We start from the raw sequence: 18,593 nt of genomic DNA, 5'->3' as shown, positions 1-18,593 counted from the left end.
CGAGTGACCGCAAGCCCCTTGAGCGAGGCCCGGCATGGCCCACATACCTGACGGGGTGCTGTCGCTGCCGGTGATCGCGGCCGGCGGCGCGGGCGCCGCCATCGGCCTCGCGCTCGGCCTGCGCGCGCTCGACGAGCGCGAGATCCCCAAGACGGCGATCCTGGCGGCGGTGTTCTTCGTCGCCTCGCTCGTCGCCGTGCCGGTGGGCCCCTCCAGCGTGCACGTCCTGCTCGGCGGGCTGATGGGGCTGGTGCTGGGCGTGCGCGCCTTTGCCGCCGTCTTCATCGGGCTGTTGCTGCAGGCGGTGCTGTTCGGCTTCGGTGGGCTGTCCACGCTCGGCGTCGATACGCTGAACATGGCACTGCCCGGCGTGGTGCTGGCCTTACTGGCGCGCCCGCTGCTTCTCGGTGCCTCGCCGGCCCGCGCCGGTGTGGTGGCGGCCGGCGTCGCTGCGCTGGCGGTGTTCGGCACGGCCGGCGGCGTGTCGGCGGCGCTGGCGCTGTCGTCGTCGGACTATGTGCCGGCGCTGAAGATCATCCTGATCACCTACCTGCCGCTGGCCGCGGTCGAGGCCGTCATCACCGGCTTCGTTGTCGGCTTCCTCGCCCGCGTGAAGCCCGAGACGCTGCCGGCTCTGCGCCCGCCCGAGATCCGTCCATGACCGCACGCCGCCTGTCGTTTCTCGCTTTGCTGCTGTGTCTGATGACGGCCAGTCCGGCCGAGGCGCACCGGCTGAAGCTGTTCGTCACGGTCGAGGGCGATACGCTCTCGGGCTATGTGTTCTTCATCGGCGGCGGCCGTCCGCAGGGCGTCGCCGTGACAATCCGCGACGCCGCGAACGCCGTCGTCCATCGCGCCGTGACCGACGATGCCGGCGGCTTCGCCTGGCGCGCGGCCCCGCCCGGCGCCTACACGGTCAGCGTCGATACCGGCGACGGCCATTCGGTGAGCGAGACGGTTTCAGCCGACCGCTTCGGCGCCGCCGCATCGCCGCCCGCGACGGCACCCCAACAGCCGGTGCCGCAAAAGGCCGCTGCGGAAAAGGCGGCTGACCCCGCGCCGGCCGTGGTCTGCGTGCCGCCGCCCGATCCGGCGGCGCTTCACCGCGAGGTCGAGGCCGCGGTCGATCGCGCGCTCGCCCGCCAGCTTCGGCCGCTGATCGAGGCCCAGGCCCAGGCCGAAGGGCGCCTGCGCTTCAACGACATCATGGGCGGTGTCGGCATGATCGTCGGCCTTGCCGGCGCCGGCATGTGGGCGGCCGCGCGCCGCCGCAGGACCAGCGCCGGGACGCCCCTGTGAGCGAGGGGCTGGCCTGCGGCCCCGCGCCGCCGCCGCGCCCGCTGCTCGACCGGCTGGATGGCCGCGTGCGCGTGCTGTCGGCGGCGGCCGCCGTCGCTACGATCCTGGCGCTGGGCTCGCCGGTGGTGCTGGCGGTGGCGCTGGCGTTGGGCCTCGGTCTCGCGCTGCTGTCGGGCCTGTCGGGGCGCGATGTCGTGGCCCGGCTCGTCCACATGGAAGGCTTCCTTCTCGTCCTGCTGGTCGTGCTGCCGCTGACCGCGCCGGGGCCGACGATCGCGCTCGGCCCGGTGGAACTGTCGCAGCCGGGCCTGGATCGCGCCGTTCTGGTGCTGTTGCGTGTAAATCTGTGTGCGCTGGCGATCCTCACGCTGCTCGGCGGGCTTGAGCCGGTGCATCTCGGCCACGCGCTGGGGCGCCTCAAGGTGCCCGCCAAGCTCGTGCATCTCTTCCTGTTCTCCGCCCGCTACGTCGCCGTCATCCGCGCGGAGGCAGTCCGCCTCCATGAGGCGCTGCGGGTCCGCGCCTTCCGGCCGCGCACCTCCCTTCACACGCTGCGTACGCTGGCCTATTTCGTCGGCCAGCTTCTGGTGCGGGCGTTCGAGCGCGCCGAGCGCGTCGACGAGGCGATGCGCTGCCGCGCCTTCGCCGGCCGCTTCGCGCTGGTCGCCGATGCGCGCCTGACGCGGCACGATGCGCTGTTCGCCGGCGGGCTGGCAACCGGCCTTTTCTGTCTTCTTCTGCTGGACCGTCTGGCATGACGCCGCTGTTCGAGCTCGATGCCGTCACCGTGGAGCGCGCCGGCCGCGTCGTGCTCGACCGCGTGTCGCTGACGCTCCGGCCCGGCGAGCGCCTTGCGCTGGCCGGTGCCAATGGCGCCGGCAAGACCACCTTGCTGCGCACCCTGGTCGGGCTGGAGCGGCCGAAATCCGGCCGGCTTGTCGCCTTCGGCGCCGAGCGCCGCGCCGAGCGGGACTTTCGCGAGGTACGCGCCCGCGCCGGCCTGCTGTTCCAGGATCCGGACGATCAGCTGTTCTCGCCGACGGTGATCGAGGACGTGGCCTTCGGCCCGCTCAATCTCGGCCTCTCACCGAAGGAAGCGGTCGCCCGCGCCGAGGCGACGCTGGGCCGCCTCGGGCTCAGTCATCTCGCCCATCGCATCACCCATCATCTGTCGGGCGGCGAGAAGCGGCTCGCGAGCCTCGCCGCCGTGCTGGCGATGGAGCCCGAGGCGCTGCTGCTCGACGAGCCGACCAACGCGCTCGACGGCGCGCACCTTGCGCGGCTGACCGACATTCTCTGCGGGCTCGACGTGGCGATGGTGGTTGTCTCGCACGATTATGCGCTGCTGGAGGCGCTGACCGACCGCGCGGTGCTGATGAAGAACGGCCGGCTGGTGCCGGCGAGCCTCCACCGCCACGCCCACGCCCACGATCACGTCCACATTCACGAGATCGGCGAATAGGCGCTTCTTACCCTCTCCCACAAGAGCCTGCGCCCGGGCGCGCGCAAGCGCGGCCGGGTGGGAGAGGGAAGAAGAGGCCGCGCTGATCGCCCGAAAGCCGTTTCAATCCTCGTCGCCGGCATCGCTGCGGCGGAGCTGGTAGCGCTGCATCTTGGCGCGCAGGCCGACCCGCGACAGGCCGAGCCGTTCCGCCGCATGGCTGATATTGCCGTTGCAGTGGGCGAGCGTCTCGGCGATCTCGACCTTCTCCAGCGCCTCGACGCGATCCTTCAGCGTCGTGCCGGCCGCGTCCGGCCGCGGCGCGCGCGGCGAGACGATGCGTGCCGACAGCAGATCGGGCGCCAGCGGCCGGTCGGAGTCCGACAGCGCCACCATGCGCTGGATCTCGTTGTGCAGCTCGCGAACGTTGCCCGGCCAGTCATAGGCCATCATCAGATCGAGCGTCTCGGGCAGGAAGCCCGGCACCGCGCGGTGGAACGCCTGATTGACGTCCTTCAGGATGCGCTCGGCGATCGCCGGAATGTCGACGGCGCGGTCGGCCAGCGAGGGGATGTGGATCGGAAACGCCGCGAGCCGGTAATAGAGATCGCGGCGGAACCGCCCGGCGGCGACTTCGGTCTCCAGGTCGCGATTGGTCGCCGACACCACCCGCACATTGACCTTGCGGGTGCGCTGGGCGCCGAGCGGTCGGATCTCGCCCTCCTGCAGCACGCGCAGCAGCTTCACCTGGAACGACGGCGAGGTCTCGCCGATCTCGTCGAGAAAGATGGTGCCGCCGTCGGCAACCTCGAACAGGCCGATGCGGTCCTGATAGGCGCCGGTGAAGGCGCCCTTCTTGCAGCCGAACAGCTCGCTCTCCAGAAGCTGGTCGGGCAGGGCGCCGCAGTTCTCGACCACGAACGGCCGGCCGGCGCGGCTGGAGCCGTGATGGATCGCCCGTGCCAGCAACTCCTTGCCGGTGCCCGAGGCGCCGGTGATCAGCACCGAGATGTCGTATTCGGTGGCGCGGCGGGCGAGGCCAATGGCGGCGGTGATCGGGCTCGACGGCGCGTGCACGATCGCCTCGAAGCCGAGGCGGAGCGGCGTGCTGGCGCGCCTTGTCTCCGTGACGCTGCGCACGCGCCCGCCCGCCGCTCTGGCTTCGGGCGCGGCATCGGCGGATCTGGTCTGGCGGAACATCCGGGCGGTCTCGGGCACGCTGTCACTCAGGCTGTCATACGGTGTCCGGCCGATCAAGCCGGCGCCTCGCTCAGCAGATCCGCGGAAGCTGCTCGCCGGCCAGCCAGTCGACGATGCGCTTGCCGCCGAATGCCGTGGTCATCTGCACGAAGTGCTGATCGTCCCGCGTCACGGTGCCGATCCGCACCGCGTCGCGGCCGAGCGGATGGGCGCGCATCGCCGCCAGCAGCGGCTCGGCCGCCTGCGGCTCGACCACGGCGACGAGCTTGCCCTCATTGGCGACATTGAGCGGATCGAGGCCGAGAAGCTCGCAGGCCGCCGCCACCTGCGGCCGCACCGGGATCGCCGCCTCCTCGATCTGCAGGCCGACGCTGGACTGGCGGGCGATCTCGTTCAGCGTCGCCGCAAGTCCGCCGCGGGTGGGATCGCGCATCAGCTTGAGGTGCGGGCCGGCCGCCGCCACCATGGCGGCCACGAGGCCATGGAGTGCGGCGGAATCCGACAGCACCGCGGTCTCGAACGTCAGATTCTCGCGGCTCGACATGATGGCGACGCCATGGTCGCCGATCGCGCCGGACAGGAGGATCGCATCGCCCGGCCGCGCCCGGTCTCCGGAGAGATCGAGGCCCGACGGCACCACGCCGACACCGGCGGTCGAGATGTAGAGCCCGTCGGCCTTGCCGCGCTCGACCACCTTGGTGTCGCCGGCCACCACCGGCACGCCGGCCTCGCGGGCGGCGGCGCCCATGCTGGTGGCGATACGGGCGAGGTCGGCGAGCGCAAAGCCCTCCTCGATCACGAAATTGGCGGTGAGATAGAGCGGCGTCGCGCCGGCCATGGCGAGGTCGTTGATGGTGCCGTGCACCGCGAGCGAGCCGATGTCGCCGCCCGGAAAGAACAGCGGCGAGACGACATAGCCGTCCGTGGTCATCGCCAGCCGCCCGCCGGCCGGCAGCGGCACGATGGCCTGATCATTGCCCTGGGACAGGAATTCGTTGGCCAGCGCCGGCCGGAAGATTTCGCCGATGAGCTGGGCCATCGCCCGCCCGCCGGCACCATGGGTCATCTCGACGCGGCCGGCCTTGAGGTCGAGCCGGCCGTAGCGCGGGGTCAGCATGCGTGCGGCGAAGGTCATGGCAGCACTCCCTCGATTGGCACCGCGCGCACCGGCTCGCGGAAGCGGCCATAGGTCCAATGCGCGGCGCAGGCGCCTTCCGACGACACCATGCAGGCGCCGATCGGATTCTCCGGCGTGCAGGTGCGTCCGAACAGGCGGCAGTCGGGCGGCCGCTTCATGCCGCGCAGGATGGCGCCGCAGTCGCAGGCCGGGTTGTCGGCGGCGGTGAGGGTCTCGACCCCGAATCGCGCCTCGGCATCGAAGCGCGCGAAGGACGGGCGCAGCTTCAGCGCGCTATTCGGCAGCACGCCGAGCCCGCGCCACTCGAACGCATCGCGCAGCTCGAACAGTTCGGCGACCAGGGCCTGGGCCTTGCGGTTGCCCTCGGGCGTGACGGCGCGGGCATACTGGTTCTCGACCGCGCAGCGGCCGGCATTCACCTGCCGCACCAGCATCAAGACCGCCTGCATCACGTCGAGCGGCTCGAAGCCGGCGATCACCACCGGCCGGCCGAACTCGGCTGCGCAGAAGGCGTAGGGCGCAGTGCCGATCACGGTGGAGACGTGCGCAGGCCCGACGAAACCGTCGAGCGGCACGCCGTCGGGCGTGGTCAGGATCGCCCGCATCGCTGCCGGCGTCATCACATGGTTGCAGAAGACCGAGAAATTGCCGAGCCGCTTCGTCTCGGCCATCCGCAGCGCCACCGCGGTCGGCGGCGTGGTGGTCTCGAAGCCGATGGCGAAGAACACCACCTCGCGGCCGGGCTCCTGCTCGGCGATCCGCAGCGCATCGAGCGTCGAATAGACCATGCGGATGTCGGCGCCCACGGCCTTGGCCTTCTGCAGGCTCATGCCCTTCGAGCCCGGCACCCGCATCAGGTCGCCATAGGTGGCGAGCGTGACGCCCGGCTGCGACGCGAGGCGGATGGCGGCATCGACGCGGCTGACGGGCAGCACGCACACCGGGCAGCCGGGGCCGTGGATCATCCGCACATTGGCCGGCAGCAGGTCTTCCAGCCCGTAGCGGGCAATGGCGTGGGTATGGCCGCCGCAGAACTCCATGAAGCGATAGGTCCGCGCCGGATCGGCCTCGGCCCGGATGGCGGAAGCGACCGCCCGCGCCAGCGCGCCGTCGCGATATTCGTCGACATATTTCATCGGCCGACCTCCGCGAGCAGCGCCAGGGTGCGGCGGGCCTCCTCGGCATCGATGCGCGCCAGCGCGTGGCCGACATGCAGGATGACGTAGTCGCCGACAGCGACCTCGTCGAGCAGCGCCACCGAGATCGTCTTGGTCACGCCGTCGAGGCTCACTCTGGCCATGTCGTCGGCCAGGAGCTCGGTCACCTCGGCAGGAACGGCAAGGCACATGGCTGATCTCCTAAACCGGCGCCACGACCGCGCGCGCCACCGCCGCCTGGCCGAGCGACAGGCCGCCATCATTGCAGGGCACGGCGCGCGCCAGCAGCGGCTTGAGCCCGCGCGCGCGCAGCGCGCTGGCCAGCCCGTCCGCCAGCACGCGGTTGACGAGGCAGCCGCCGCCGAGCGCGATCGCGGTGTGGCCGTGGCGCGCCGCCGCCTCGGCGATCCAGGCCGCGAGCCCTTCGATCAGCGTGCCGTGGAACAGCTCGGCACCGGCGCGGGCATCGCGGCTGTTCTCCGCCAGCACGGCGAGCAGCGGCCGGAAGTCGAGGATGCCGCCCACGAGCGTGAAGCCACCATCGAGAGCGCACGGTGTCTCGACCAGCGCCTCCAGCTCCATCGCCGCCTGCCCCTCGTGCTCCTGGTGGGTGCGCAGGCCGAGCAGGCCGGCCACCGCGTCGAACAGCCGCCCCAGGCTGGTGGTGGTGGGCGCAACCGTGACGCGGGTGGCGAGCGCCGCCGCCAGCGGAATATGCGCGAACCGCGACACCGCCTCGTCGAGCCGGCCGGTGGCGTGGAGGGCCGCCACCGCCATGCGCCAGGGCTCGCGCGCGGCGCGGTCGCCGCCGGGCAGCGCCAGCGGCGCCAGATGGCCGAGGCGCCGCCACGACGGGCCTTCGACCATCATCAGCTCGCCGCCCCAATTGCCGCCGTCGTCGCCATAGCCGTAGCCGTCGAGCGCGGCTCCGAGCAGCGGCCCGCGCCGGCCGTGTTCGGCGCCGATCGCCGCGATATGGGCGGCGTGGTGCTGCACCCGCGCCAAGGGCAGCCCCAGCGTCTCGGCGAAGCGCGTCGAGGCGCAGTCGGGGTGGAGATCGCAGCCGACGAGGTCCGGCCGGACGTCGAGCACCGCCATCAGGTGGGCGATGGTCTCGCGGTGGAAGCGCAGCGTCTCGGCGCTGTCGAGGTCGCCGACATGCTGGGAGACGAACGCCTCGCGCCCGCGCGTCAGCGTCACCGTCGCCTTGAGGTGGCAGCCGACGCCGAGCACGCAGGGCCCGTCCGTTCCGAGATCGATCGGCTCCGGCACGAAGCCGCGCGCCCGCCGCAGGAACGCCGGGGCGCCGTCGATGATCGACATCACCGAATCGTCGGCGCGCATCAGGATCGGCCGGTCGTGGGTGACGATGATGTCGGCGATGGCGGCAAGCCGCCGCTGCGCGTCCTCGTCGTCGACCACCAGCGGCTCGCCGCCGGGATTGGCGCTGGTGGCAACCAGCGCGAAGGGCTGCGGGGATCCGCGCCACGCGCCGTCCGCCGGCTGGCCGGCCAGCGCATGAAACAGCAGATGGTGCACCGGCGCGTAGGGCAGGACGAGGCCGACCTGCGACAGGCGCGGCGCCACCGAGGGCGCGAGCGTGCCGGGGCGACTGGGCATCAGCACGATCGGCCGTGCCGGCGCGGCGGCCAGGGCACGGTGGGGTGCGTCGACCTGCGCGAACAGATCGAGCGAGGGTGCGTTCGCCACCATCACCGCGAACGGCTTGGCGTCGCGCGCCTTGCGGCGGCGCAGCTCGGAAACCGCGGCCTCGTTCGTCGCGTCGCACATCAGGTGAAAGCCGCCGATGCCCTTCAGCGCGACGATGCGCCCGGCCTTGAGCGCCGCGGCGATGTCGGGGATGGCGTGGCTGAGCTTCGGGCCGCAGTCCGGGCAGGCGAGGGTCTCGGCGTGGAAGCGGCGGTCGTGCGGATCGTGATAGGCGTGCGTGCACGCCGGGCACATCGCGAAGCCGGTCATCGAGGTGTTGGCGCGGTCGTACGGCACGCGGCGGGTGATGGTGTAGCGCGGCCCGCACTGGGTGCAGGTGACGAACGGATAGAGATGGAAGCGGCTCCTGGGGTCGAACAGATCGTCCAGGCAGGCGCTGCAGACAGCGGCATCCGCCGGAATGCCGGTGGCGGCCATTCCCTCGCCGCTGCGCGCGATGCCGAAGCCCTGCGCGCCGCGCGGCGGGATCGGCGTGCGCTCCAGCGCGTCGATGCGCGCAAGCGGCGGCGCCTCCGCCTTGAGCGCCGCGGCGAAGGCGTCGAGCGCGCTGCCCTCGACCTCGATCGACACGCCGTTCGCGTCGTTGCGCACGAAGCCGGCGAGCTTGAAGCGCTCGGCCAGCGCGAACACGAATGGCCGCATGCCGACACCCTGGACGATGCCGCGCAGGCGGATCGCCTCGCGCGACACCGGCTCCATCGGATCGTGCGGGGAGCCCAGCATGGTCAGCCTGCCGCGGCGTTTGCGCCGGCCCGCGCCATGGCGACGCCGGCCTCGATGAAGCTGAGGAACGCCGCAAGGCCCTCGCCGGTGCGGGCCGAGACCACCAGCGTCTTCAGCCGCGGATTGACCTTGAGCGCATTGGCGATGCAGGCCGCGACGTCGAACTCGACATGCGGCAGCAGGTCCGACTTGTTGAGCAGCATCACGTCGGCGGCGGCGAACATGTCGGGATATTTGAGCGGCTTGTCCTCGCCCTCGGTCACCGACAGCACCACCACCTTGTGCGCCTCGCCGAGATCGAACGCCGCCGGGCACACCAGATTGCCGACATTCTCGATGAACAGCACGCCGCCGGCCCGGAGCGGCGGGCCGTCGAGTGCCAGATCGTCCAGCGCCAAGTCGTCCAGCGCATGGCCGACCATGTGGGCGTCGAGGTGGCAGCCCTTGCCGGTGTTGATCTGAATGGCCGGCGCGCCGGTGGCGCGGATGCGCGCGGCGTCATTGGCGGTCTGCTGGTCGCCCTCGATCACCGCGACCGGAACCCGGCCCGACAGGTCGGCGATGATGCGCTCCAAGAGCGTCGTCTTGCCGGAGCCGGGGCTCGAGACGAGATTGAGCGCGAAGATGCCGTGGGCGGCAAGCCGCGCCCGGTTGGCGCGCGCATAGGCGTTGTTCTTGGCCAGGATGTCGCGCTCGATGCGGACGATGCGCTCCTGGCTCATCCCCGGCACGTGCACGCCGGCGAGGCCGGCACCATAATCGTGCGTGCCCTCCGCGTGATCATGGTGGTGCACGTGGCCGTCATCGTGCAGATGGTCGTGATCATGGTCGTGGCCATGCTCATGATCGTGATCGTGCGAATGGCTGTGGCTGTGCGCGTGGCTGTAGCGGGTGCCGTCCGCGTGGGTGTGCCCATGCGCGTGGGTGTGGGCGTGCGCGTGGCTGTGCGCGTCCGGCGCCGCGCCTTCGATGGATGCCGTGCCGCAGCCGCAAACCTTGCACATCACTCGACCTCCAGCTCCTTGACGCGCAGTTCGTCGCCCGCCGTCATCTGCACATGATGGCGCCCGCATTCGGGGCAGGCGCCGAACCGCTCGGCGAGCGGCACGCTTTTGCCGCAGTCGAGGCACCAGCCCTGTCCGGCCACGCGGATGATGTCGAGCCGCGCTCCTTCGGCGATGGTGCCGCGGCTGACCGCATCGAAGCAGAACTGCATCGCCTCGGGCTCGACATGGCCGAGCATGCCGATCTCCAGCACGATCGCCTTGGCGCGCGAAAAGCCCTCGCTGCGGGCGGCCTCCTCCACCAGCGCGACCACGCTCTCGGTGAGGGCCATTTCATGCATGGGCGAGCTCCTGGGCCGTCTCGGCGGACGGCGCGGGAGAGACCGAAACCCGGCAGGCGACGCAGGGATCGAACAGCGCGGCCAGCGTCTCGATGGCGGGGGCGGCCGGCGCATCCTCAGCCGTGCGCAGCCGCCGCAGCGCCTGGGCGAACGGACCCTCCGGCGCGAAGTTCCACTCGGTCGGCGCGAGGATGAGATAGCGCATGATGCGCCCCTGCCGATCGATCTCGGCGACATGGTGAAGCCGACCGCGCGGGCTCTCGACGGCCGCAAAACCGACGCCGGGGCTCATCCGCTCGGCGCGAATCCAGGAGCGGCCGGCGGCGAGGGCGCCGTTCCGCGCGATCTCGGCGATCTCGGCAAAGCGCGCGGCGAGACGCGCCGCACCGCCCGCGCCCATCCGCCGGCTGGCGGTGGCGCGCGCCAGCGGCCCGGCTTCCGGCCGCCGGCCCGGCAGGTGCGGCGCAGCCGCGAACGCCTCGCCCGTCTCCAGCAAAGCGGCAGCCACCGCCGCGTCGTCATCGGCGGTCAGCGCATCGACCGCATCAGGGGTCTCGGCATCGAGGGCGGCGGCGAACGCCATCAGGCGGCCGGCCCAGCTTTGGGACTTCGCCCCCGCCTGCATGTGCAATGGCGCCGCGTCCGGCCCGAGGCCGAGACGTTCGAGCGCCTCGCGCGCGGGCCGGTGCGGCTTGGCCAGCACGGTGCGCACGGCCGCGGCCTCCTGCGGCGTCAGCGGCACCGCGCCGCCGAGACCTAGCACGGTGGCGCGCAGATGCTCGACGAGGCGCTCGGCCGCCAAAGCGGCATGGGTCTCGGCCGGATCATCGGTCTCCACCGCCGCGCCCGCCGCCGCCGAGGCTGCGCGCGCCGCGGCCGATTGCGAGACGCTGCACAGCGCGAACAGCCGCCCGGCGATGGCCGGGATCTCGGCGGCCGGCCGGCGCGTCAGCGCCGCGCCGACGCCGCGCGGCCGGTGGCAGGCGACCGTGGCGTCGATGACGGCGCCATCGGCGATAATCGCCGCGATCCGCACGTGTCCGTCGAGCAGCGGGGTCATGGCGCGCTGCTCCCGCGGCCGAACAGCAATGCCCGGCGGTCGCGCGCCGGCGGCGGCACATCGTATCCGTCCGGCTTGAACAGCGCCGCCATGGCCGCAGCCGCCGTCTGGTACGTCGCCGCCGGATCGGCGAAGCCGAACATCGGCGAGAACAGCGAAGCGGCATCGAGCCGGCCGAAGCCGTCCAGTTCCCCGACGGTGACCTCGATGCGTCCGGCCGGAAGCGAGACCGCGCGGACGTCGCCCAGGCGCGCCGGCGGCAGCGCCGGTCCGCCCGCGACCTCGGCCAGCACGATATTCATGAACCAGGGCGTGACGACGACGCCGATCGCGTGGCCGGCATGGCCGCGGAATCCCACCGCCTGCACCTCGAGATCGGGATTGCAGATCGGCATGCCGCGCATCGCGCCTTCGGCGATGGCGCGATAGATCGACGCGAGACGTTCGCCAATGGTTGCCGCACTCATGTGAAATAGGCCTGTTCGATCTGCCGCAGCCGTTCGGCCGAATCGCGGAAATCCTCGGTGGCGGCGCAGGCGGCCGGCGGCACGTCGCCGATCTCCAGCGAATCGAGCACGAGGTCGCTAGAGGCGTTGAAATACTGCACCGACCAGACGTGGCGGGTGGCGGTGGCCAGAACCCGGCAACTGCCGTGGCCGCGCGAGACGATCTGCACCGGCCCGTCGCCCAGCGTCTGGTGCAGGAAGGCCATGTCGGCGTCCGAGACCGGCAGCAGCGACAGCGTGATGGTGTGGCCGGGCAGGCTCGGGCGCGCCGCAGCCTCCGGCCGTGCGGCGTACTCGGCCACGTGCTGGGCAATCTCCGACAGCAGCGCCAGCGCGGTGGGGGAGGGCGCGGACAGGGCGCCGGTGGCGACCGTCCGCCGCGTCATGGCAGCGGCGCGGCGCACCGCCTCGGGGATCGCGCCGACTTCGAGATAATCGGCAACCAGCCGGCCGTCGGCGCCGGTGAAGCGCACCCGCCACAGGCCGGCCATCACGGATTCGCGGATCTGGGCGACGATGCCATCGGGCAGCGCGACGGTGGCCGAGACCTCGCCGGCGCCGATCACCCCGTCGATCAGCTCAAGCTCGGCCGCGTCGAGACCGTCGAGATCGAACAGGTGGCCCGGCCGGTCCGCATCCTGCGTCGCCAGCGCCGCGATCATCAGCGGCAGCAGCGCCGCGACGCGCGGCGAGCGCTCGGCCAAGCCCTCGCCGTTCGCTGCCGCCAGCAGCGGCGTGAATTTGCCGCCATTGGCGGCCGCAGACGCGGTGCCGCCGGGGGCGGCGAGGTCGGCGAGTGCCGCGGCCTTCATGCCTGGCTCCCCTGCCCGGAAAAGGTGAAGGCGACGCGCGGGCCCGCCGCCGGCGTCATGGCCGGCGTTGCCGGATCGAGCCAGGCGGAGACGCGCGCGACATAATCGGGCCAAGTGCGGATGCGGGCGAGCACGCCGAGCGTCTCGCTGCCGCGCACCAGCACGAGGCTCGGCAGCACCGCGACATGGAAGCGCAGCTTGAGCGCATCTTCGCTGCCGCGCGCGATCACCGCCGCGCGCAGCCGGCCGCGAAAGGCGGCAAGCAGCTCGGGCAGCACGACCGCGACGTCGGCCGCCTCAAGGCGCACGGTCGGGTCGCCGGTGAAGAACAGCAGCGCGTGCGGCGGTTCGCCCGCGGCCAGGAACGCATCGATGTTGCGGCTGTCGACCTCCGCCAGCCCATGGCGGATCGTCAACGCCGCAATGGGCGTGGACGTCATGGCAGTCCTCCCGAAACGTCATTCTGCGGGCGTCTTGGTGCGCCCGTGCAGGATCGGCGGTGAGCATCGCGCGGTAGAAAGCTCTCTTCCACCCCAGGATGATCACTTGCCGGATGAATGTCCACCGCGTCCTGCGGCAAGGAAGTCTGGCAGTTGCGGCTCGCGGTCGATCAGGTCGGCGAACAGATGGTCGAAGGCGCGCCCCTGCAGCGCTGCCGCAACGCCGTCCAGCGCGTCGTCGATGCGCTGCGCCTCCTCGGCGCCGAGCACCCGCACCGCCGCGCCGAGATGCACCAGCACATGGGTGCCGACCGGCTGCGGGCCGACCAGCGCCAGCGACACCGCCTGCGTCTCGCCGCGCCGTTCGCAGGCGGCGGTGAATTCGCCGCCCAGCACGATCCGCATGGGAAGTCCGATACACATGTGCTCTCACCATGCCGTGCGGCGTTCGAAGGCGGCGATGTCGATGTCGTGCGCCAGGAGGCCGTCGAAGGCGGCTCCCTCTTCGCGCGCCCGCACCGGCACGTTCCAGCCGAGCAGGATGTCGCGCGCGGCCTCCAGCGCCGGCCCGATGGCGGAGCGCACCGGGTCGGTGAGCGGCCCGCCCCAATTCTCCAGGTCGAGCGGCTGGCAGCCGACCAGCGCGAGCCGCTGCGGATAGCGGCCGAGCAGGTCGACCGCGCTCAGTACCTCCTGGAAGCCGGTCTGGTGCAGGCTCATCTTCTTGGCGCCGGTGAATTTCGGCACGTCGCCGTCGCGCACGATCTTCAGCGTGCCGGGCTTGAGCCCATAGTCGATGGCGTCGAACACCAGAAGCTGGTGCGCCTCCTGCACGACATCGACGAGGTAGAGCCCCTGCGTGCCGCCATCGAGCACCGTGACGTCATCTCCCACCGCGTAGCGGCGGTGGAAGGCTTCCACCGCCCGCACGCCGAACGCCTCGTCGCCCCACAGGATGTTGCCGATGCCGAGAACCAGCGTCTTGACGGCAGTGACTTCGCTCACGGCTCAATCCCGGAAGTCGTCGCGGAACACGCGCTCGCCCGACACGATCGACGAGATCATGCTCTGGCGCGACAGGATGTCCTCGCGCACCGCGGCATAGACGTGGACCAGGAAGAAGATCACGATCGACCACATGCCGAGACGGTGCCAGGTGTGGACCTCCTGCGAGTTCGGCCAGATGTCGAACACCCATCCGAACATCGCCGCCTGCCAGCTGTCGGCGCCCGCGCCCTGCGAATAGAGCGCGAAGCCGGTGCAGATCATGAAGGCCAGCACGATCATGTAAGTGAACATCGCCGCGTGGCCGAGCGGGTTGTGGCCGATGTATTTCTTCGGATCGCGCACGAGGAAGAGATACCACTTCAGCTCATAGAACAGGCCCCACCACCACAGCCGCCGCCACACCGGGATCATCCAGATCTGGCGGGAATAGCGGTTGCCGACGAAGGCCCAATAGAGCCGAAACACGAAGCCGACCGCCAGCACGTAGCCGGCGGCGAAATGGGCGAAGCGGATATAGCCCATCAGATAGTGGTTACTCGCCTCGCCGGACAGCGTCGGCAGCGGCGCGCCGATCAGATAGCCGGTGACGCACAGCACCGTGAGGCAGAGCGCCGTCACCCAGTGCCACAGCCGCACCGGCGCCTGATACACATAGACCGTCTGGCGGCGGGCGGCGCGTTCGCCATGGCTGTCGATCGCGCCCTGCAGCGTGCCGACGCGCGCCACCGTGGCACTGCCGCGCCCGCCCGTGCCGGTAAGACCCTCAAGCTCGCTGACTTGCGTCATGGGTTTCCCCCTCGACACCAATGACCATGTTTCCAACGACGCGTCGGACGCGCGTCAGCGAACGGTGACCGTCGCCATCTCCTGCCCGTCCTCGCTCATCACGTGGGTGGAGCAGGCGAGGCAGGGATCGAACGAATGCAGCGTACGGATGATTTCGAGCGGCTGGTTGGGATCGGCCATCGGCGTGCCGAGCAACGCCGCCTCGAAGGCGCCGATATTGCCGTTGGCGTCGCGCGGGCTGCCGTTCCAGGTGGTCGGCACCACGCACTGGTAATTGTCGATCTTGGTGTCCTTGATCCGGATCCAGTGCGCCAGCGCGCCGCGCGGCGCCTCGGTGAAGCCCGCACCCTTGGCCGCCTTCGGCCACGTCGCCGGATCCCAGTTCTGGACATTGGCGGTGTCGAGCCGGCCGGCCTTGATCGAGGCGACCAGCTTGTCCTGGAAATGGCGCAGCTTGTGCGCCGCCCACTGGCATTCCAGGCCGCGCGCCGCGGTGCGGCCGAGCGTCGAGAACAGCGCGGTGACCGGCAGGCCGAGATCGGTGAGCAGCTTCTCGGCCGGCTCCTTGAACTCGGGCTTTCCTTGCGCATAGCCGATGATGTAGCGCGCGAGCGGCCCGACCTCGACGGCATGGCCCTTCCAGCGCGGCGCCTTGAGCCACGAATATTTCGCTGCCTCGTCGATCGCCTCGATATGGGTGCGGGTTCCCTGGGTGTTCGGCCCGAGCACGAAGTTCGGCTCGGTCACGCCGTCATAGGGATGCAGGCCCTTGGCCTCGTCGGGGTACTTGTACCAGGAGTGGACGACGTATTCCTGGATCTGGTCGGGCGCGTGGAGATCGACCGGGTGGATCTCCTTCAGATTGCCGTCGACGATGACGCCGCGCGGCAGCAGCAGGCTCTTGTCGGAATAGTCGTTGGCGTATTCCGGGATGTCGCCGTACGACATCACCGCCTTCGACGACAGTCCGCCACCGTGGAGCCAGTCCTTGTAGAAGCTGGCGATCGCCGCAAGGTCGGGAAGATAGACCTGGTCGATGAAGGCGATCGCACGGTCGATGATCGACGAGACGAGATTGAGCCGCTCGATATTGATCGCGCCGACCGCGCCGTCGCCGTCGACATTGATCGAGCACGGCATGCCGCCGACCAGCCAGTTCGGATGGGGGTTCTTGCCGCCGAAGACGGTGTGGATCTTGACGATCTCCTTCTGGAAGTCGAGCGCCTCCAGATAGTGCGCCACCGCCATCAGGTTCGCTTCGGGCGGCAGCTTGTAGGCGGGGTGGCCCCAATAGCCGTTCTTGAACGGCCCGAGCTGGCCGGACTCGACGAACTTGGCGAGCCGGAGCTGTAGATCCTTGAAGTAGCCGGGCGAGGACATCGGCCAGGGCGAGATCGACTGCGCCAGTTCGGACGTCGCCTTGGGATCGGCCTTCAGCGCCGACACCACATCGACCCAGTCGAGCGCGTGCAGGTGATAGAAGTGCACCAGATGGTCCTGCACATACAGGGCCAGCTGCATGATGTTGCGGATGGTGTTGGCGTTCTCCGGGATCGCGATGCCGAGCGCGTTCTCGACCGCGCGCACCGAGGTCAGCGCGTGGGTGCCGGTGCACACGCCGCAGATGCGCTGGGTGAAGGCCCAGGCGTCGCGCGGGTCGCGGCCCTTGAGGATCACCTCGATGCCGCGCCACATCGTGCCGGTGGAGACGGCGTTGCGGATGACGTTCTGGTCGTCGACATTCACCTCGACGCGCAGATGGCCCTCGATGCGGGTGACCGGATCGACGACGACGCGCTTGCCGGAGTTGTCGAGGGTGAAGCCGTTCGGAGTCTGGATGCCCATGGCGATGCCCCCTTCTGTCAGCCGGCGGTCGAGTTGGATGTGCCCGTCGCGCCATTGCCGTCACCGCCGGGGGGCTTCGGCGGGCCGGCCTTGGTGGTGAGCCGTCGCACGGCGGTGACGCCGGCATGGATGGCGATGCCGGCACCGACCACGCCCGCCGCGGCAAGGCCCACCTGATCGGCATTGGCCTCGACGCCGAAGGCGTTGATGGTGGTCAGCCGGTCATAGAACGAGCCCTGATCCCAAAACCCGTCCTCCGAGCAGCCGATGCAGCCGTGGCCCGATTGGATCGGGAACGACACGCCGCCGTTCCACCGCGTGGTCGAGCAGGCGTTGTAGGTGGTCGGTCCCTTGCAGCCCATCTTGTAGAGGCAATAGCCCTTGCGGGCGCCCTCGTCGTCCCACGCCTCGACGAACTGGCCGGCGTCGAAATGCGGCCGGCGGTAGCACTTGTCGTGGATGCGCTGCGAATAGAACATCTTCGGCCGCCCCTGGCGGTCGAGCTCGGGCAGGGTGCCGAACATCAGCACATAGGAGATGACGCCGGTCATCACCTCGGCGATCGGCGGGCAGCCGGGCACCTTGATGATCGGCTTGTCGCGGATCACCTTGTCGATCGGCACCGCCTGTGTCGGGTTGGGCTTGGCGGCCTGCACGCAGCCCCACGAGGCGCACGAGCCCCAGGCGATCACCGCCAGCGAGTCGGACGCCATCTCCTTGAGGCGCTCGACGAACGGCCGGCCGCCGTCGATGCAGAACATGCCGTCCTCGTTGAGCGGCGGATTGCCCTCGACGGCGAGGATGTAGCCGCCCTTGTGCTTCTGCCGGGTCTCCTGAAGGATCGCCTCGGCCTGATGGCCGGCGGCGGCCATGATGGTGTCGTCATAGTCGAGCGAGATCATCGACAGGATGACGTCCTTGGCCAGCGGATGCGCCGAGCGGATGAAGCTCTCGGTGCAGCAGGTGCATTCCAGCCCGTGCATCCAGATCACCGGGATGCGCGGCTTGGTCTCCAGCGCCTGCGCCAGACTGGCGGCGCCGGTCGATCCCAGCCCGAGGCTCGCCGCCGTCAGGCTGCAGAATTTCACGAACGAGCGCCGTGAAATCCCCTGACGGCGGATAACCTCATAGAACGTCTCGGTGTGAGCGCGCATTGGCCGTTCCCCCCTGGCGGATGAAATCCGACACCCGGCTCCCCGGTGTCGGAAAATTTCATCCACAAACTCAATACCTTGTGGTCCGACTTGCCCTGACATCCGCGGATGCGGATTTCAGGGGCGGGCCACGAGACGAGCGTGCCCGCCGTTTTGGCTTGTTGCGCCGCGCTCACCTGTCCGAACCGCAAGAACCGGGCCAGACTGGTTGCGGTTGCATCAAATAGCAGGTTCGCGTTTGAAAACAAAGGGGTGCGCGGCGCGCCCGTTTGCCGGCCGCAGGTAGGTCGTGACCGCGACTGCAAACAAGCCTGCCAGCGATGGAATTCGTGTTGCCAGACCGGAGGCCCAGCCGGACGTCAAAGGCGGATGATTGACGCTGCGTCCGCCAGCACCCGCTCGGCGCTCGTGGCGACGTGCTCGTGGTGGGTGAAGACGATCACCTGCGTCAGCGCGCCAAGCTCGGCCAGCGCTTGCAGTCCGCTCTCGGTCCGGGCCTCGTCGAAGCTGACGAGGATGTCGTCAGCGATGAACGGCAGCGGCGCGGCCCGGCGCGCGTGCTCCTCGATCGCGGCGATGCGCAGCGCCAGGAACAGCTGGTCGGCGGTACCTTCCGACAGCGCATCGACGGCATGCAGCCGGCCGTCGCGCAGCGTCGCGAGGTGGGGCGGATCCTGGTCGTAGTCGATGCCGATGCCGTTCCAGCGGCCGCAGGTCAGCATCCCGAACAGGCGCGAGGCCCGCTCGACGATCGGGCTCTGATGCTGCGCGCGGTAGCGGTCCATCGCCGCCGACAGCAGCCGCGCCGCCACATGATCGCGGGTGAAGCGCTCCACCGCCTGGGCGATCTCGGCCACCGCGTCCTGCGCCTCCTGGGCTGCGGCCGCCGCACCCTCGCGCTGCTCCATCGCCTCCTTCGCCGTGCGGGCTTCGGTGTCGGCCTCGATC

The 18,593-nt window shown here is 70.4% G+C and carries 19 protein-coding genes and 1 pseudogene; 4 read left to right on the top strand and 16 right to left on the bottom strand.

Annotation, left to right across the window (positions count from 1 at the left end; all coding sequences use genetic code 11):
• The first annotated feature begins 34 nt into the window (after positions 1 to 34).
• Genes cbiM through BLTE_RS13350 form a run of 4 tightly spaced genes read left to right on the top strand, consistent with a single transcriptional unit; the run spans position 35 to position 2,761 of the window.
• On the top strand, positions 35 to 661 hold the full coding sequence (gene cbiM, locus BLTE_RS13365) for a cobalt transporter CbiM (RefSeq protein WP_126401164.1): 627 nt from the start codon (positions 35 to 37) through the stop codon (positions 659 to 661).
• On the top strand, positions 658 to 1,299 hold the full coding sequence (locus BLTE_RS13360) for a carboxypeptidase-like regulatory domain-containing protein (RefSeq protein WP_126401163.1): 642 nt from the start codon (positions 658 to 660) through the stop codon (positions 1,297 to 1,299). The genes cbiM and BLTE_RS13360 overlap by 4 nt, the downstream gene beginning before the upstream one ends.
• A complete protein-coding gene (cbiQ, locus tag BLTE_RS13355; protein WP_160140614.1) occupies positions 1,296 to 2,057 on the top strand; it encodes a cobalt ECF transporter T component CbiQ in 762 nt (253 codons plus the stop codon). The genes BLTE_RS13360 and cbiQ overlap by 4 nt, the downstream gene beginning before the upstream one ends.
• On the top strand, positions 2,054 to 2,761 hold the full coding sequence (locus BLTE_RS13350; RefSeq protein ID WP_126401161.1) for an energy-coupling factor ABC transporter ATP-binding protein: 708 nt from the start codon (positions 2,054 to 2,056) through the stop codon (positions 2,759 to 2,761). Before cbiQ ends, BLTE_RS13350 begins: the two co-directional genes overlap by 4 nt.
• A 102-nt stretch (positions 2,762 to 2,863) precedes the next feature.
• On the opposite strand, the pseudogene BLTE_RS13345 reads toward BLTE_RS13350, so the two are convergent.
• The 16 genes and pseudogenes from BLTE_RS13345 to BLTE_RS13270 all read right to left on the bottom strand — a co-directional run.
• Positions 2,864 to 3,976, bottom strand: a pseudogene (locus tag BLTE_RS13345) (sigma-54 interaction domain-containing protein); the annotation flags it as partial.
• Positions 3,977 to 4,010: 34 nt separating this feature from the next.
• Positions 4,011 to 5,057 (bottom strand): hydrogenase expression/formation protein HypE, encoded by a 1,047-nt coding sequence (hypE, locus tag BLTE_RS13340; RefSeq protein ID WP_126402206.1) that lies wholly within the window; start codon positions 5,055 to 5,057, stop codon positions 4,011 to 4,013.
• A gap of 14 nt (positions 5,058 to 5,071) precedes the next feature.
• Positions 5,072 to 6,214, bottom strand: a complete 1,143-nt coding sequence (hypD, locus tag BLTE_RS13335) for a hydrogenase formation protein HypD (RefSeq protein WP_126401160.1) — start codon at positions 6,212 to 6,214, stop codon at positions 5,072 to 5,074.
• On the bottom strand, positions 6,211 to 6,426 hold the full coding sequence (locus BLTE_RS13330; protein ID WP_126401159.1) for a HypC/HybG/HupF family hydrogenase formation chaperone: 216 nt from the start codon (positions 6,424 to 6,426) through the stop codon (positions 6,211 to 6,213). The genes hypD and BLTE_RS13330 overlap by 4 nt, the downstream gene beginning before the upstream one ends.
• A 10-nt stretch (positions 6,427 to 6,436) precedes the next feature.
• Positions 6,437 to 8,689 (bottom strand): carbamoyltransferase HypF, encoded by a 2,253-nt coding sequence (hypF, locus tag BLTE_RS13325; protein ID WP_126401158.1) that lies wholly within the window; start codon positions 8,687 to 8,689, stop codon positions 6,437 to 6,439.
• A gap of 2 nt (positions 8,690 to 8,691) precedes the next feature.
• Positions 8,692 to 9,693, bottom strand: a complete 1,002-nt coding sequence (gene hypB / locus BLTE_RS13320; protein ID WP_126401157.1) for a hydrogenase nickel incorporation protein HypB — start codon at positions 9,691 to 9,693, stop codon at positions 8,692 to 8,694.
• Positions 9,693 to 10,034 (bottom strand): hydrogenase maturation nickel metallochaperone HypA, encoded by a 342-nt coding sequence (gene hypA / locus BLTE_RS13315; RefSeq protein WP_126401156.1) that lies wholly within the window; start codon positions 10,032 to 10,034, stop codon positions 9,693 to 9,695. The genes hypB and hypA overlap by 1 nt, the downstream gene beginning before the upstream one ends.
• The gene (locus BLTE_RS13310; protein ID WP_126401155.1) at positions 10,027 to 11,094 is read right to left on the bottom strand and encodes a nickel-dependent hydrogenase large subunit; all 1,068 of its coding nucleotides are present in this window, start codon (positions 11,092 to 11,094) and stop codon (positions 10,027 to 10,029) included. The genes hypA and BLTE_RS13310 overlap by 8 nt, the downstream gene beginning before the upstream one ends.
• Positions 11,091 to 11,561 carry a [NiFe]-hydrogenase assembly chaperone HybE gene (hybE, locus tag BLTE_RS13305; RefSeq protein ID WP_126401154.1) on the bottom strand — a complete coding sequence of 157 codons (471 nt, stop codon included), beginning with the start codon at positions 11,559 to 11,561 and terminating at the stop codon, positions 11,091 to 11,093. The genes BLTE_RS13310 and hybE overlap by 4 nt, the downstream gene beginning before the upstream one ends.
• A complete protein-coding gene (locus BLTE_RS13300; RefSeq protein ID WP_126401153.1) occupies positions 11,558 to 12,412 on the bottom strand; it encodes a hydrogenase expression/formation protein in 855 nt (284 codons plus the stop codon). Before BLTE_RS13300 ends, hybE begins: the two co-directional genes overlap by 4 nt.
• Positions 12,409 to 12,852, bottom strand: a complete 444-nt coding sequence (locus tag BLTE_RS13295; protein ID WP_126401152.1) for a thioredoxin domain-containing protein — start codon at positions 12,850 to 12,852, stop codon at positions 12,409 to 12,411. The genes BLTE_RS13300 and BLTE_RS13295 overlap by 4 nt, the downstream gene beginning before the upstream one ends.
• 102 nt (positions 12,853 to 12,954) lie before the next feature.
• Positions 12,955 to 13,275 (bottom strand): HypC/HybG/HupF family hydrogenase formation chaperone, encoded by a 321-nt coding sequence (hypC, locus tag BLTE_RS13290; protein ID WP_126401151.1) that lies wholly within the window; start codon positions 13,273 to 13,275, stop codon positions 12,955 to 12,957.
• Between the two features lie 6 nt (positions 13,276 to 13,281).
• Entirely contained in the window at positions 13,282 to 13,857 is a 576-nt protein-coding gene (locus BLTE_RS13285) for a HyaD/HybD family hydrogenase maturation endopeptidase (RefSeq protein ID WP_126401150.1), read from the bottom strand.
• A 3-nt stretch (positions 13,858 to 13,860) separates the two neighbouring features.
• On the bottom strand, positions 13,861 to 14,646 hold the full coding sequence (gene cybH / locus BLTE_RS13280) for a Ni/Fe-hydrogenase, b-type cytochrome subunit (RefSeq protein WP_126401149.1): 786 nt from the start codon (positions 14,644 to 14,646) through the stop codon (positions 13,861 to 13,863).
• A 54-nt stretch (positions 14,647 to 14,700) separates the two neighbouring features.
• On the bottom strand, positions 14,701 to 16,491 hold the full coding sequence (locus tag BLTE_RS13275; protein ID WP_126401148.1) for a nickel-dependent hydrogenase large subunit: 1,791 nt from the start codon (positions 16,489 to 16,491) through the stop codon (positions 14,701 to 14,703).
• 17 nt (positions 16,492 to 16,508) lie between these two features.
• A complete protein-coding gene (locus BLTE_RS13270; RefSeq protein ID WP_126401147.1) occupies positions 16,509 to 17,645 on the bottom strand; it encodes a hydrogenase small subunit in 1,137 nt (378 codons plus the stop codon).
• Positions 17,646 to 18,593 lie beyond the last annotated feature (948 nt).

Origin of the sequence: Blastochloris tepida, assembly GCF_003966715.1 — a bacterium.
GTDB classification, from domain to species: Bacteria; Pseudomonadota; Alphaproteobacteria; order Rhizobiales; family Xanthobacteraceae; genus Blastochloris; species Blastochloris tepida.
Note: the sequence above shows the minus strand (reverse complement) of the source record. Positions and strands in the feature narration are given on the sequence as shown.